This window comes from Variovorax paradoxus (genome assembly GCF_024734665.1).
In the GTDB taxonomy this organism is placed as follows: domain Bacteria; phylum Pseudomonadota; class Gammaproteobacteria; order Burkholderiales; family Burkholderiaceae_C; genus Variovorax.
The window spans coordinates 4,873,886-4,888,952 of the sequence record NZ_CP102931.1 but is presented as its reverse complement, the minus strand read 5'-3'; the positions used below and the strand labels follow the sequence as shown (position 1 = coordinate 4,888,952).

General features: G+C 65.6%; 14 protein-coding genes. 11 read left to right on the top strand and 3 right to left on the bottom strand.

Annotation, left to right across the window (positions count from 1 at the left end; all coding sequences use genetic code 11):
* Positions 1-75 precede the first annotated feature (75 nt).
* From polA to NWF24_RS23105, 3 genes are read left to right on the top strand one after another with little or no spacing between them, the layout of a single operon-like run.
* Entirely contained in the window at positions 76-2,892 is a 2,817-nt protein-coding gene (gene polA, locus NWF24_RS23115; RefSeq protein WP_258350587.1) for a DNA polymerase I, read from the top strand.
* Between the two features lie 43 nt (positions 2,893-2,935).
* Positions 2,936-4,228, top strand: a complete 1,293-nt coding sequence (locus tag NWF24_RS23110) for a M20/M25/M40 family metallo-hydrolase (RefSeq protein WP_258350586.1) — start codon at positions 2,936-2,938, stop codon at positions 4,226-4,228.
* Positions 4,229-4,241: 13 nt separating this feature from the next.
* The gene (locus NWF24_RS23105; protein WP_258350585.1) at positions 4,242-5,144 is read left to right on the top strand and encodes a LysR family transcriptional regulator; all 903 of its coding nucleotides are present in this window, start codon (positions 4,242-4,244) and stop codon (positions 5,142-5,144) included.
* Here the strand turns inward: NWF24_RS23105 and NWF24_RS23100 are convergent.
* Positions 5,141-5,743 carry an FMN-dependent NADH-azoreductase gene (locus NWF24_RS23100; RefSeq protein ID WP_258350584.1) on the bottom strand — a complete coding sequence of 201 codons (603 nt, stop codon included), beginning with the start codon at positions 5,741-5,743 and terminating at the stop codon, positions 5,141-5,143. The two genes, NWF24_RS23105 and NWF24_RS23100, sit on opposite strands and share 4 nt — an antisense overlap.
* An 86-nt stretch (positions 5,744-5,829) precedes the next feature.
* On the opposite strand from NWF24_RS23100, the gene pdxR reads away from it, so the two are divergent.
* The 3 genes from pdxR to NWF24_RS23085 all read left to right on the top strand — a co-directional run bounded on the left by pdxR (position 5,830) and on the right by NWF24_RS23085 (position 8,150).
* Complete coding sequence (gene pdxR, locus NWF24_RS23095; protein ID WP_258350583.1) at positions 5,830-7,251, top strand: MocR-like pyridoxine biosynthesis transcription factor PdxR; 1,422 nt, start codon at positions 5,830-5,832, stop codon at positions 7,249-7,251.
* A 107-nt stretch (positions 7,252-7,358) separates the two neighbouring features.
* Positions 7,359-7,823, top strand: coding sequence for a carboxymuconolactone decarboxylase family protein (locus NWF24_RS23090; RefSeq protein ID WP_258350582.1), 465 nt, complete (start codon positions 7,359-7,361; stop codon positions 7,821-7,823).
* 6 nt (positions 7,824-7,829) lie between these two features.
* Positions 7,830-8,150, top strand: a complete 321-nt coding sequence (locus NWF24_RS23085; protein WP_258350581.1) for a DMT family transporter — start codon at positions 7,830-7,832, stop codon at positions 8,148-8,150.
* Between the two features lie 18 nt (positions 8,151-8,168).
* Here the strand turns inward: NWF24_RS23085 and NWF24_RS23080 are convergent, their stop codons facing one another.
* Positions 8,169-9,380, bottom strand: a complete 1,212-nt coding sequence (locus NWF24_RS23080) for a D-amino acid dehydrogenase (protein WP_258350580.1) — start codon at positions 9,378-9,380, stop codon at positions 8,169-8,171.
* 187 nt (positions 9,381-9,567) lie between these two features.
* Here NWF24_RS23080 and NWF24_RS23075 point away from each other — a divergent pair, with 187 nt between their 5' ends.
* The 5 genes from NWF24_RS23075 to NWF24_RS23055 all read left to right on the top strand — a co-directional run bounded on the left by NWF24_RS23075 (position 9,568) and on the right by NWF24_RS23055 (position 13,587).
* The gene (locus tag NWF24_RS23075; protein WP_258350579.1) at positions 9,568-10,458 is read left to right on the top strand and encodes a transporter substrate-binding domain-containing protein; all 891 of its coding nucleotides are present in this window, start codon (positions 9,568-9,570) and stop codon (positions 10,456-10,458) included.
* A 31-nt stretch (positions 10,459-10,489) separates the two neighbouring features.
* Entirely contained in the window at positions 10,490-11,230 is a 741-nt protein-coding gene (locus NWF24_RS23070; RefSeq protein WP_258355340.1) for an aspartate/glutamate racemase family protein, read from the top strand.
* Positions 11,231-11,333: 103 nt separating this feature from the next.
* Complete coding sequence (locus NWF24_RS23065; RefSeq protein WP_258350578.1) at positions 11,334-12,230, top strand: dienelactone hydrolase family protein; 897 nt, start codon at positions 11,334-11,336, stop codon at positions 12,228-12,230.
* A 121-nt stretch (positions 12,231-12,351) separates the two neighbouring features.
* Complete coding sequence (locus tag NWF24_RS23060; protein ID WP_258350577.1) at positions 12,352-13,245, top strand: ZIP family metal transporter; 894 nt, start codon at positions 12,352-12,354, stop codon at positions 13,243-13,245.
* A gap of 129 nt (positions 13,246-13,374) precedes the next feature.
* A complete protein-coding gene (locus NWF24_RS23055) occupies positions 13,375-13,587 on the top strand; it encodes a hypothetical protein (protein ID WP_093049911.1) in 213 nt (70 codons plus the stop codon).
* 15 nt (positions 13,588-13,602) lie between these two features.
* Here the strand turns inward: NWF24_RS23055 and NWF24_RS23050 are convergent, their stop codons facing one another.
* Positions 13,603-15,060, bottom strand: a complete 1,458-nt coding sequence (locus NWF24_RS23050) for an N-acyl-D-amino-acid deacylase family protein (RefSeq protein WP_258350576.1) — start codon at positions 15,058-15,060, stop codon at positions 13,603-13,605.
* Positions 15,061-15,067: the final 7 nt, after the last annotated feature.

Here is a 15,067-nt window from a genome sequence, read left to right as displayed (position 1 = left end):
CGGTTCCGGGGCGTCGGTTGACACCGCGTGCCGTCGTGGCTTCGGACGCCGTCGCGGGCACGGCAAAATGGCCCGATGACCGACAAGAAAACGCTGCTGCTCGTCGATGGCTCGAGCTACCTCTACCGCGCCTTCCACGCAATGCCCGATCTGCGGGCCGTGCCCGGCGATCCCAAGAGCCCGGCGACCGGCGCCATCCGGGGAATGATCAACATGATGACCGCGCTGCGCCGCGAGGTGCGCGCCGATTACGCAGCCTGCATCTTCGACGCGCCCGGCAAGACCTTCCGCGACGACTGGTACCCCGAATACAAGGCCAACCGCTCGCCGATGCCCGACGACCTTCGCAGCCAGATCGACCCCATCCACGAAGTGGTGAAGCTGCTCGGCTGGCCCGTGCTCAGCGTGCCCGACGTGGAAGCCGATGACGTCATCGGCACGCTCGCCAAGGTCGCTGCTGCCCAAGGCGTCGAGGTGATCGTGTCCAGCGGCGACAAGGACCTGAGCCAGCTGGTCGACGAGCACATCACCATCATCGACACGATGAACGGCAAGAGGCGCGACGTGGCAGGCGTGACGTCCGAGTTCGGCGTGCCGCCGAACCTGATGATCGACTATCAGACGCTGGTGGGCGATACGGTCGACAACGTGCCCGGCGTCCCGAAGGTCGGCCCCAAGACCGCTGCCAAATGGCTGCTCGAATACGGCTCGCTCGATGCATTGATCGAACGCGCCGCCGAAGTGAAGGGCGCCGCGGGCGAAAACCTGCGCCAGGCCATCGACAAGCTGCCGCTGAGCAAGCGCCTCGTCACCATCCGTACCGACTGCGACCTCGACGGCCACGTCACCGGCCTGCCGTCGCTCGAAGGCCTGCCCGTCGGCGCGCCGCAGACCGCCGAGCTGAAACCCTTCTACGAGAAGTTCGGCTTCAAGAGCCTGGTCAAGTCGCTCGAAGCGCAGGAAGTGCCGCCCGAGCTGATCGAAGAGAACATCAAGAAGAAGGCTGCCTCCAAGGCCGACAGCGACCAGGGCGGCCTGTTCGACGAACCCTCCGAGCTCGAGGCGCAGGAGGCCGCCGCGCCCGCGAGCAATCTCAAGTACGACACGATCACGACCTGGGCGCAGTTCGACGCCTGGCTCGCAAAGCTCGAAACCGCCGAACTCGCGGCCATCGATACCGAGACCACCTCGCTCGACGAGATGGTCGCGCAGATCGTCGGCGTGAGCTTCAGCGTCACGCCCGGCGAAGCGGCCTACATCCCGCTTACGCACAACTACCCCGATGCGCCCGAGCAGTTGCCCATCGACGAGGTACTCGCGAAGCTCAAGCCCTGGCTGGAGAACGGTGCCAAGAAAAAGCTCGGCCAGCACATCAAGTACGACCGCCACGTGTTCGCCAACCACGGCATCGAGGTGCAGGGCTACGCGCACGACACCATGCTGCAGAGCTACGTGCTCGAAGTGCACAAGCCACACGGTCTTTCCAGCCTGGCCGAGCGCCATCTGGGACGCAGCGGCATCTCGTACGAAGACCTGTGCGGCAAGGGTGCGCACCAGATCCCGTTCAGCCAGGTCGACATCGCCAAGGCGGCGGAGTATTCGTGCGAGGACAGCGACCAGACGCTCGACGTGCACAACACGCTGTGGCCGCGCCTCGAAGCCGACGAAAAACTGCGCTTCGTCTACCAGCTCGAGATGGATTCGAGCGAGGCGCTTTACCGCGTCGAGCGCAACGGCGTGCTGATCGATGCCCCTACGCTTGCCACGCAAAGCCACGAACTCGGCAAGCGCATCATGGAACTGGAGCAGGAGGCCTACGACATCGCCGGCCAGCCCTTCAACCTCGGTTCGCCCAAGCAGATCGGCGAGATTTTCTTCACCAAGCTGGGCCTGCCCGTGGTCAAGAAGACGCCGAGCGGCGCGCCCAGCACCGACGAAGAGGTGCTCGAGAAGCTGGCCGAAGACTATCCGCTGCCGGCCAAGATCCTCGAACACCGCGGCCTGTCGAAGCTCAAGGGCACCTACACCGACAAGCTCGGCCAGCTCGCCAACCCACGCACCGGCCGCGTGCACACGCACTACGCGCAGGCAGTGGCCGTCACCGGCCGCCTCAGCAGCAACGACCCCAACCTGCAGAACATTCCGATCCGAACGCCCGAAGGCCGCCGCGTGCGCGAGGCCTTCGTGGCACCGGCGGGCAGCGTGATCGCCAGCGCCGACTACTCGCAGATCGAGCTGCGCATCATGGCCCACATCAGCGGCGACGAGTCGCTGCTGCGCGCCTTCACTGACGGCATCGACGTGCACCGCGCCACCGCCGCCGAGGTGTTCGGCTCCACGCCCGACCAGGTGTCGAGCGAGCAGCGCCGCTATGCCAAGGTCATCAACTTCGGCCTGATCTACGGCATGAGCAGCTTCGGCCTTGCGCGCAACCTCGGCATCGAGACCAAGGCCGCAGCCTCGTACATCGAGCGCTACTTTGCGCGCTACCCGGGCGTGAAGGCCTACATGGACGAGACCAAGGCGCAGGCCAAGGAGCAGGGCTACGTGGAGACCGTGTTCGGCCGGCGCCTCTACCTGCCCGAGATCAATTCGCCCAACGGCCCGCGCCGCGGCGGCGCCGAGCGCGCGGCCATCAATGCGCCGATGCAAGGCACGGCCGCCGACCTGATCAAGCTCAGCATGGTCAAGGTACAGAACGTGCTTGACGAGGAGAAGCGCGGCACCAAGATGATCATGCAGGTGCACGACGAACTGGTGTTCGAAGTGCCCGAGGCCGAGATCGAATGGGTGCGCACCGAAGTCCCTCGTCTCATGGCCGGTGTGGCCGCGCTGAAGGTGCCGCTGCTGGCCGAGATCGGTGTCGGTCCCAACTGGGACAAGGCGCATTGATGAATAAAAAGACGAGACAAACAACCGAGAAGAACGCACGAACATGACTCAATTTCCGCACCGCAAACTCCTGCTCGCCGCTGTCTGCGCGGCCTGCTTCGGCACCGCCTTCGCCGCACCTGACGCGCAAGTCGCCTCGCTCGCCGCCAAGGAAAAGCCCGCGCTGCTCGACACGCTGAAGGAACTGGTTTCCATCGAATCGGGCAGCCGGGACCTCGACGGACTCGAAAAAATCTCCGACCTCATCGCCGCGAAGTTCAAGGCGCTGGGTGGCCAGGTCGAGCTGATCGACCCGAGCGCCGAGGCCTACCGCATGGAAGACACGCCCGAGAAAATGGGCCGCGTGGTGCGCGCCACCTTCAAGGGCACGGGCAAGAAGAAGATCTTGCTGATCGCGCACATGGACACGGTCTACACCGTGGGCATGCTCAACAAGCAGCCGTTCCGCATCGAAGGCGACAAGGCCTACGGCCTGGGCATCGCCGACGACAAGCAGGGCGTGGCCGTCATCACGCACATCGTGTCGATGCTGCAGGCAATGAAGTTCAAGGAATACGGCACGCTCACCGTGCTGATCAACGGCGACGAGGAAATCAGCTCGCCCGGCGCACGCGCGCTCATCACGCGCATGGGCAGCGAACACGATGCGGTGCTGTCCTTCGAAGGCGCCTACGTCAAGGAAGACAAGCTCTCGCTCGCCACGGCGGGCATCGCCTCGGTCACGCTGCATGTCACCGGCAAGGCCTCGCACGCGGGCTCGGCGCCCGAGCTGGGCGTGAACGCGCTGTACGAACTGTCGCACCAGATCCTGCAGATGCGCGACCTGTCCGACTCGGCTACCGGCCTGAAGATGAACTGGACCATCTCCAAGTCGGGCAGCAACCGCAACGTGATTCCGGCCAGCGCCACCGCGGGCGCCGATGTGCGAGTGCTGAAGGTCAGCGACTACGACCGCATCGAGCAACAGGTGAACGAGCGCGTGAAGAAGCAGCTGATTCCCGAGGCCAAGGTCGAAATGAACTTCGAGCGCCGCCGTCCGCCGCTGGAGGCCACCGACGCTTCGCGCGCCATGGCCCGCCATGCGCAGCAGATCTACAAGGACGAGCTCGGCCTGCCGCTGGGCGCCGACGACAAGGCCGCCGGTGGTGGCACCGATGCGGCCTTTGCGGCGCTCAAGACCAAGGCGCCCGTCATCGAGCGCTTCGGCCTGCAGGGCTTCGGCGCGCACTCGGCCGATGCCGAGTACGTGCTGGTCAACTCCATCGAACCGCGCCTGTACCTCGGCACTCGCATGGTCATGGACATCGCGCGAGGCAAGACCGCTTCGGGCAACTGATCCGCCGTTCGCGATGCGCCTGCGCCACATCGAGGTCTTCAACGCGATCATGCTCACTGGCAGCGTGAGCGCGGCGGCGCGGCTCATCAACATCACGCAGCCGGCGGTAAGCCGCACGCTGCAGCATGCCGAGCTGCAACTGGGCTTTCCGTTGTTCCAGCGTGCCAAGGGCCGGCTCACGCCGACGACAGAAGCGCTCACGCTGTATCCGCACATCGAGCGGCTGTTCGCGCAGCTCGACGAGGTGCAGCGGCTTGCCTCCAACCTGCGCACCGCGGGCGACACGGGCGAGCTGCGCATCCTGAGCGTGCTGGCCTTGAGCTACGACATCCTGCCGCGCGCGCTCAAGGCCTTTCGCGAAAAGCATCCGGGCTATGCGATCACCGTCGAGTCGCTGCACTCGCCGCAGATCATGTCGGCGCTGCTGCTGCAGGAGGCCGACGTGGGCTTTGCCTTCAGCCCCGCGGTGCATCCCTCGCTCACGCAGGAGACGCTGGCCGACAGCCGCATGGTGTGCATTGCGCCCAAGGGCATGCTGCCGCGCGCGCTGGTGCGCAACGGTTCGGTGGCGCTGCACGATCTCGTCAACCGGCCGGTGATCGGCCTCGACAGCCGCGACCCTGTCGGCACCAGCCTGAGCCAGGCCTGCCGGCAGGCGGGCGTGGGCTTCCAGCAGGCGGTGGTCACGGTGCAGACCTACCACGCGGCGCTGGCCATGGCGCACCACGGCATCGGCGTGGCGCTGGTCGACGGCTGCACGGCGCGCTCGGCGGATCGTACGAAGGTCGAGGTGCTGACGCTGGAACCGCACATTCCAGTGCCGATTCGCGCGCTGCGTTTTGCAGCGCGGCCCGATTCGGTGGCGGTGCGCGGCATCACGCGCTGCATGCAGCAGGCGATCCAAGAGGCGCTCTAAGAGAAATACGCCTGCAGCGCCAGGTCGGTCTTGGCCCTGGCCTGCGCGACGACATCCGGGCCGAGGCCTGTGCCCTGGATCGAAAAGAAATTCAGGTCCTTCAGCCCGATGGTGCCCAGGATGGTCGTCAGGTACGGCGTGAGGAAATCCGGCTGGCGTGCGTGTTCCCCGGAAAATCTCCCGCCCGAGGCCACGGCGATGAAGACCGGGCGGTCGCGCAGCGTGCCCACCTTGCCCGCGGCGCCCACATTGAACGTGCGGCGCGCTCGAACGACATGATCGATCCAGGCCTTCAGCGCAGAGGGCGCGCTCAGGTTGTGCATGGGCGTTCCGATGACCACGACGTCCGAGTTTTCCAGCTCCCGGATCAATTCTTCGGATGCGGAGATCGAACCTTCCTGATTTATTTCTGCCGTGGACGAATGCTGGGCAAGCGCGTAATTCGCGTCGATATGCCCTATGGCGCCACCGCCAATTTCTCGATTGACCAATACCGCATCGGGCGATTTCTTCAGCAGAAGATCGACGATTTTTCGGGAAAGCCTGAAGCTCTCGGAGGCTTGCCCGCGTAAGCTGCAATTGACGTGCAAGATTTTCATGATTGATATGGCCGCAAGAGAGGCGTCAATCCTAGAATTTGCATGGCCTACACTCCAGAGCCAAGAATGGAGCTTGTGATTGATCCATGATCGATAAAAAGAGCAGCCCCGTATCGCCCCTGGACCCCGCAGCGGCCGAGCCCTACTACCGGCAGATATACGAGCGATTTCGCAATGCCATTTCCAGCGGATTGCTCAAGCCCGGCGACCGGATACCCGCCGCACGCGCGCTGGCCAAGGAATTGGGCCTGGCAAGAGGAACGATCGAAGCCGCTTATTCCTTGCTGGTCGCCGAGGGATACATCCAGGCGCGCGGTCAGGCCGGGACCATCGTGGCGCCGGGCCTCAAGCCGCAAACGCCGGTGGCAATTCCGGAGCCTGCGCTCGACAAGAGAATTTCTTCGATCGGTTTCCGGCCGGATTCGATTCTTCCGTTTCAAATGGGGCTGCCCGCCCTCGACGAATTCCCCCGAAAGATATGGGCCCGCCTGGGTGCGCGATGCGTGCGTGCCATGCAGCCATCCGACATGGCGCATCCCTCCATCTACGGGTTGCCAAAGCTGCGTGCGGAAATCGCCGCGTATCTGCAGGTGTCGCGTGGCATCAACTGCGCTGCATCGCAGGTGTTCGTGACCTCGGGATACCGCCACACCATCGAGTTGATCGGCCTCGCCTTGCTGAAGGCGGGGGACCGCGTCTGGCTCGAAGACCCGGGCTACCCGCCCACGCGGGAACTGCTTGCGCACATGCAAATCGCGGCTGTCCCGGTGCGCGTGGACCAGGAGGGCATGGTCGTTTCCGAGGGCATCAAGTCGGCGCCACGCGCGCGCGCAGCCGTGGTCACGCCGGCGCACCAGAGTCCGCTGGGCGTGTCGTTGTCCTTGCCCCGGCGCCAGGCGCTGCTCGACTGGGCGGGACGACACAACGCGTGGATCGTCGAGGACGACTACGACGGCGAGTACCGCTATGTCAGCCGTCCTTTGCCTGCGCTGAAGAGCCTGGACCGCGACGGACGCGTGCTCTACGCAGGCACCTTCAGCAAGGTGCTTTTTCCGAGCATCCGGCTGGCCTATCTCGTCGTGCCTGAGTCGCAGGTCGAGCGCTTCGAGCAGATCATCCAGACCTTCGCCGGGGGCAGCCCCGAACTGACGCAAGCCATCGTCACCGCCTTCATCACGGAGGGGCACTTCGCGCGCCACATCCAGCGGATGCGCAGGCTCTATGCCGAGCGTCGCGAAGCGACCAGCGCAGGCCTGCAGAGTGTGCTCGGTCAACATGTGCGAATCGACGCGCAACCCGGCGGCATGCATCTCATCTTGCGGCTGCAAGGCCGGCAATCGGATCGAAAGCTCGTGGCGCGCATGCGGGAAGAGGGCATGTACGCGGAGGCATTGTCAGACTGGACGAAGGAGGGCGGGGGCGCCTCGGCCTTGCTCGTCAACTTCACGAACATCGATTCCCGGCGCACCGCCGAGAAGCTCGGAAAGCGCATCCTGAGCCTGATGTGATTCGAAGCATCATGGCCCAGTATCGAATGCCATTAATGGATCTTCTGGGCTAGACCAAGATTCGGCACGATGGAGTCCTTTCCAACCAGCACACACAAGGACTCTTCATGAGCAATCGCATCGACTACGCAAAGATTTCGCCCGAGGTCTACAAGGCTTTCGGAGGGGTGTACATGGCCGTCCAGAAAAGCGGCCTGCCCAAGCAACTGGTCGATCTCGTCTACCTGCGGGTTTCGCAGATCAACGGCTGCGCCTATTGCATCGACATGCATTCGCGCGACCTGCTCAAGTCCGGCCTGGCGGTCGACAAGCTCGTGCTGGTCCCGGTGTGGCACGACGCGGGCGAAGTCTTCAGCCGCCGCGAGCAGGTCGCGCTCGCCTGGGCGGAAACCGTGACGCGCGTCGCCGAAACCGGCGTTCCTGATGCGGACTACGAAGCCGCCGCCGCCGAGTTCAGCGACAAGGAACTGGCCGATCTCACCTACGCCATCGGCCTGATGAACGCCTTCAACCGTTTCGGCATCACCTTCCGCTCGACACCCGCTGCCACTGCCGCCGCTGCCAAGGCCTGAAGCGCCATGGCATGGGCATTACTCAGCGTTGCCGGTGTTCTTGAAATCGCCTTCGCCTTCGCGATGAAGTCGTCCGAAGGCTTCACGCGGCTGGTCCCCGCGCTGTTCACGGTCGCTGCCGGCCTGTCGAGCGTGGTGCTTCTTTCGCTCTCGCTGCGGACGTTGCCGATGGGAACGGGCTACGCAGTGTGGACCGGCATCGGCGCCGCGGGCACCGCGATCGTGGGCATGGTGGTGCTGGGCGATTCGGCCGCGCCAATGCGGCTGCTGTGCATTGCGCTCATCCTGGCAGGCGTGATCGGGCTCAAGCTGGTCACCACCAGCTGAGAAAAAGGCAGCTTGCGCTCAGGCCTGCAGGGCCTGCCCGATCTTCAGCGCCGAGCCGAAGGCCAGCGTGAAGCCCAGCGCGCCGTGGCCCGTGTTGAACAGCATGTTGGGCGGTGCACTCTCCAGCCGGCCGATGATCGGCAGCCCCTTCGGCGTGGCGGGCCGCATGCCCGTCCAGGGGTGCAGTTCTTCGAGCCGGCTCGCATGCGGGAAGAGGGCGCGCGTCGCCGCTGCCAGCGTCTCGATGCGCGTGGCCGGAATGCTCGCGTCATGCCCCACCAGCTCGGCCATGCCTGCCACGCGCAGGCGCGAGCCGATGCGCGCGAACACCACCTTGCGTGCGCTGTCGGTCACGTTCACGTGCGGGGCGGCGCCGGGCGACGGATCGACCTCTACCGTAATGCTGTAGCCCTTGAGCGGATACACCGGCAGGTAGGCGCCCAGCGCGCGGCCCAGTTTGTGCGAGGCAGAGCCCAGTGCCATCACGAAGGCATCGGCCTCAACGTCGCCGTCGCTGGTGCGCACGGCCGCGATGCGGTTTTCGCTGCGCGCAAAGCCATGCACGTCAGCGCCGAGCATGAAGCGCACGCCGCGCGCACTCAATGCCCGCATGAGCTCGGTGCACACCTTGAGGCAGTCGGCCGCGCACTCGCTCGGTGTGTGCACGGCGCCCGCCATCTGGCCGCGGTAGCTGGCAAGCGCGGGCTCGATGGCGATGCATTCGTCGGGCGTTACCAGGCGCTGCTCGCTGCCCATGGTGCGCTGCAGTTCGAGCTGCGCGCGCGCACCTTCGAGCGATGCCGAGCTGGCGTACAGCACCAGCTTGCCGGTGGCCGAGAAATCGCAATCGGGTGCGATGTCGGCGCGCATCGCTTCGAACTCTGTACGGCTCGATGCGGCCAGCGCCAGCAGCTTCGCCGTCGTGTCGCGCGAAATCTGTGCGTTGCAGGCTGCGAGAAAGGCCATGCCCCAGCGCCATTGCAGCGGGTCGAGTTGCGGCCGCAGCTTGAGCGGCGATGTGGGCGACAGCAGCAGCTTGGGCAACTGCTTCCAGATCGACGGGTCGGCCAGCGGCTGCACGTACGAGTAGCTGAGCTGCGCGCCATTGCCGCCGCTCGCGCCGGCGCCGGGGGCGGCGCGGTCGATCACGGTGACCTTGTGGCCCTGGCGTTCGAGCTGCCAGGCAGTGGCCAGGCCCACGATGCCGGCACCGAGCACACACACATGCATGGAGGCAACTTTCCGGAGATTGAGAACTTGAGCCGTGACTGTAGGCGCGCGCGGCTCCAGCCGGAAATGCCAAAAGAACCCCCACCCATAACCTTTGGGCATGGGCCGGCTTTCAATTGGAATTGTTGTTTTGTTTCGCTGCTTCTTAAACTGGCCGCATGTTCAGTTCAACCGAATGAAGGCTCGCATGAAACTCTCCGTCCTCATGGCTTCCATGGCCGCAACGGTGCTCTTCAGCGCCACGGGCGCGCAGGCAGCCGACACGCTGGCCAAGATCGCCGAGTCCGGCAAGATCACGCTTTCTTACCGCGAGTCGTCGGTGCCCTTCAGCTATCTCGACGGCCCCAACAAGCCGATCGGGTTCTCGGTTGAACTCTCCAACGCCGTGGTCGAGGCGGTGAAGAAAAAACTGAACAAGCCCAACCTGCAGGTCGCGCTCATGCCCGTCACCTCGCAGAACCGCATTCCGCTGATCACCAACGGCACGGTCGACCTGGAGTGCGGCTCCACCACCAACAACACCGCGCGCGGCAAGGACGTAGCCTTTGCCATCAACCACTTCTATACCGGCACGCGCCTGCTGGTGAAGAAGTCTTCGAAGATCAAGAACTACGCCGACCTCGCGAAGAAGACCGTGGCCAGCACCACCGGCACTACCAACGCACTGGTAATGCGCAAGTACAACACCGAGAAGAACCTCGGCATGGACATCGTGCTCGGCAAGGACCACGCCGATTCGTTCCTGCTGGTCGAGAGCGACCGTGCCGTGGCCTTCGCCATGGACGACATCCTGCTGTTCGGCCTGATCGCCAACGCCAAGACGCCGGCCGACTTCGAAGTGGTGGGCGATGCGCTGCAGGTCGAGCCCTACGCCTGCATGCTGCCCAAAGACGACCCGGCCTTCAAGAAGCTGGTCGACGACACCTTCGCAGGCCTGATGAAGAGCGGCGAGTTCGAGAAGCTCTACAACAAGTGGTTCATGCAGCCGATTCCGCCGAAGAACGTGCCGCTGAACCTGCCGATGAGCCCGCAGCTGAAAGAGAACCTGAAAGCTCTCAGCGACAAGCCCGCGACCTGATCCCGGCGCGACGAGAAGATAAGAAAAGGACATTGCAGTGACGCAGGTGGTCGGCATTCTTGGAGGCATGGGCCCCGCGGCGGGCGCCGACTTCGTGCGGCTTTTCGTGCAGGCCTGCGCGCAGCAGATACGTGCGCGCGGCGAGCCGGTGCGCGACCAGTCCTTTCCCGAGCACTGGCTCGCGCAGGTGCCGGTGCCCGACCGTACCGATGCGCTGGCTTCGGCCGAGCAGGGCGCGCACCAGCCGCTGGAGCCGATGCTGCAGGCGCTGGGCCGGCTGGCCGCGCTCGGCAGCCGGGCCGTGGCCATCGCATGCAACACCGCGCATGCCTGGCACGCCAACCTGCAGGAGCGCTTTCCGCAGGTCGAGCTGCTGCACATGGCGCGCGAAACCGCGCAACAGCTGGCCGGGCAGGGCACCACCAGCGTCGCGCTGATGGCTACCGAAGGCACCTACCGCGTGCGCCTCTACGAACAGGCGCTGGCCGAAGCGGGCCTGGGCTGCCACGTGCCGACGCCAGCGGAGCGCCACACCATCACGCGCGGCATCTTCGACGGCGTGAAGGCCGGCAACATGCAGCTTGCCGAGCAATGCTTTTCCGAAGTGGCGCTGCGGCTGGCCGAGCGCCATGGCCCGGTCACCATCATCATGGGCTGCACCGAGGTGCCGCTGGGCCTGCAGGGCTCGGCGGCGGTGGCCGGCCTCGACCTCGTCGACCCCGCGCAGGTACTGGCCGCGGCGCTGGCCCGGCGGGCCTACCAACCCCACTGAAACCAGGGGTCATAGAGGCAGGAGTCGATTTCGCCTACATTGCGGCGTGCGTTTTTTCATAGCGCAACGCCCCTTGTCCGACGATTCAACTGGAGCCCTTCCCATGCCCCTCGACGACAGCCGTTCCGACTTCGATTCGCTTCGCCCCGGCGAGAGCACCGAGCAGGGCGCCACGCGCCGCACTGCACTAAAGGCCGCCATCGGCGTGGGCTATGCCGCCGCCGTGCTGCCGGTGGCTGCGCAGACTGCCATCAGCACCTCGGCCGAAGGCCTGAAGGCCGGCCCGATCAAGTACACCGTCAACGGCTTCGAAGTGCCCGCCTACGCTGCGGCACCCGCCGGCAAGACCGGCCTGCCGGTGATCCTGGTGATCCAGGAAATCTTCGGCGTGCACGAGTACATCGCCGACACCTGCCGCCGTTTCGCCAAGCTCGGCTACCTCGCCATCGCGCCCGAGCTGTATGCGCGCCAGGGCGACCCGCGCGGCTACACCGACATTCCGAAGCTGCAGGCCGACATCGTCAGCAAGGTGCCCGACGCACAGGTGCTGGCCGACCTCGACGGCGCGCTGGCCTATGCCAAGGCCAACGGCGGCGACACCAGCAAGGCCGGCATCACCGGTTTCTGCTGGGGTGGGCGCATCGTGTGGCTCTATGCCGCCACCGGCAAGGTCAAGGCGGGCGTTGCCTGGTACGGCCGGCTGGTCGGGCAGCCCAGCGAACTGACGCCGAAGCACCCCATCGACATCGCCGCCAGCCTGCAGGCGCCGGTGCTCGGCCTGTATGGCGGAAAAGACCAGGGGATCCCCCTTGACACGGTTGATAAGATGAAAGCAGCTCTGGCCACTGGAACCCCGGCGGCCAAGGCGTCGAGCTTCGTCGTGTACCCCGAAGCAGGCCACGCATTCCATGCCGACTACCGCCCCAGCTACGTCAAGAGCGCGGCGGACGACGGCTGGCAACGCGCCACGGCCTGGTTCAAAGCCAATGGCGTCGCCTGAACGCGGCGCCCTGTAGCCACCCCCGCCGAAGGCCGTCGAATGACGGCCTTTTCTCTTTTTATGAACGGACAACGGCCTTGTTGAAACAGTTTCAGCGGCCGCTCCTCTTGCGCAAGCAGCTATGAATTTGATAGTCATCATCGTGGCGACCCTGGTTGCCGGTATCGGAAGCGTCTGGCTCGCGGCCCTCCTGCTGAAGGTGGGGGTGCGCAGCGGTTCGGGCGGCGTGAACCCGCAACATCTGCTGAGCCTGGCGGCCGGTGCGCTGCTCGCCACCGCATTCATGCACCTGCTGCCCGAAGCCTTCGAGAGCCGCATCGAACCGGCGATGCTGTTCGCGGTGCTGCTGTTCGGGCTGGTGTTCTTCTTCCTGCTCGACAAGGCCGAGCTATGGCACCACGGGCACGAACATCACCATGGCGAAGGGAAGGACGGGCACGAAGGCCACGATCACCATGACCACGGCCACGACCATTCCCACACACACGACCACGGCCCCCGCACCGGCGGCTGGGCCGTGCTCACCGGCGACAGCGTGCACTGCTTCGGCGACGGCATCCTGATCGCCTCGGCGTTCACTGCCGACCTGCGCCTGGGCCTGGTCGCCGCCATCGCGGTGCTGGCGCACGAAATTCCGCACCACATCGGCGACCTCGTCGTGCTGCGCCAGAGCTCCGCCAACCAGCGCGCGGCGCTGGTGAAGGTGTCGCTCGCCGGCACCATGACCGCACTGGGCGGCATCGCGGGCTGGTGGCTGGTCGACCAGCTGCACAGCTGGCTGCCGTACTTCCTGGTGCTGGCCGGCAGCAGTTTTGTCTACGTGGCGCTGGCCGACCTGATTCCGCAGCTGCAAAAGCGCCTGCCGGCACGCCAGACCGCCGCGCAGATCCTGTGGCTGGCCGCGGGCATCGTGCTGGTCACGCTCGTGAGCCGGCTGGCGCACGGCGAGCATGGGCACGACCACGGCCACGACGACCCGGGCCACGGGGAGCACGGCCACGTGCACAAGGACTGACGGTCGGTCAGCCGGTTAGCGAATCCCGCGGGAAACTTTCCGACACCGACGCTGCGCGCCGGATGAACCGGAACGGCCGAAACAGGCGCACCATAGGGGGTCTGTCAGAAATCAGCCGAGGAACCGATCATGAACACCATCGACGCCACCGCGCGATCCGCCTCGCCCGCCGAAGACGATGAGGACGACACGCCCGCCGATGACTTCGAGGAGCAGGACAGCGACGTGTCCGACGACCTGTCGGAGGAAACGGGCATCGATCTCACCGATGCGAGCGAACTCGATGCCGACAACGTGCCGGCAGACGAAGAATTCGACCGCGTGATGAACGCTCCAGACTGAGCCTGCTCAAGCCATTCAGGCAGTCTCGCGCCGCGTGATCACCTGCCCGTTGCGCACCCCGCAGTGCGCCCCGTCGCGCCAGGTCACGGCGCCATTCACGATCACCGCATCGATGCCTTCGGCCGGCTGCATCGGCGTTTCGTAGTTCGCGGTGTCGCGCACCGTCGCGGCGTTGAAGATCACCACGTCGGCGTGGTGGCCCGGCTTCAGAGTGCCGCGCTCGTGCAGGCCGAAGTTGCGCGCCGTGAGCCCGGTCATCTTCCACACCGCCGTTTCCAGCGGAAACAGGCCGACATCCCGGCTGTAGTGCCCCAGCACGCGCGGGAAGGTGCCCCATAGGCGCGGATGCGGCTTCTCGCCCAGCGGAATGCCGTCCGAGCCGATCATGGTTTCGTCGAATGCGAGGATGCGCTGCACGTCGTCCTCGTCCATCATGAAATAGATCGCGCTGCCGGGCTGCAGCCGCTTGGCCGCCTCTTCGCCCGACACGCCCCATTCGGCGGCGATGTCCTTCAGGTCGCGGCCCGCGCATTCGGGGTGCGGCACGCTCGAGGCGATGAGCACGCGGCCTTCCATCATTCCGCGATCGGTGCGGATCATGGTGGAGCCGGCCGTGTAGGGGTAGCAGTCGAGCCCGATGCACTGGTGCTGCATCGCTTCCTTGATGAAGGGCAGCGTGACCTTCGTCTTGCCGAAGTTCTGCGTGTTCTGCACCTTGTGGTGCGACACCACCACCGGAATGTCGAGCGCGCGGCCGATGAGGAAGGTTTCTTCCAGCGACTCCATCACGCGGTCGCTCTCGTCGCGCATGTGGGTCACGTACAGCGCCTTGCGCGAGCTGAGCGGACGGCCGACTTCGATGATCTCCTCGGTCGTCGCCTTCACCGCCGGCGGATAGAAGGTGCCGGTCGACAGGCCGATGGCACCGGCCTGCATCGCCTCTTCGACCAGCGCCTGCATGGCTGCGATCTCGGTGTCGTTCGCGGGCCGGTCGAGGTCGGCCATGACCACGGCGCGCAAGGTCGAATGGCCGACCATCGCCGCCACGTTCACCGACGAGGGCGTGGCGCGCAGCGCATCGAGGTACGCCGCGAAGGTGGTGAAGCGGCCTTCCGCCGGCGGGTCGAGCAGGCTCAGCGGCATCGGCAGGTCCATGTCGGCGCGCAGCGGCGCGGCGCTGATGCCGCAGTTGCCTGCCACCACCGTGGTCACGCCCTGCGACACCTTGAACGGCATCTGCGCCTGCGACAGCACCGCCTGGTCGTCGTGCGTGTGCGAGTCGATGAAGCCTGGCGCGACGATACGGCCGGTGGCGTCGAGCGTCTGCTCGGCCGTGTGGCCCGCGAGCTTGCCGATGGCGGCGATGCGGCCGTTCACGATGCCGACGTCGGCATCGAAGCGCGGCGCCTTGGTGCCATCGATGACGGTGCCACCGCGGATCAGCAGGTCGTAGTGGGGAAGTTTTTCGGACACGGAAAGA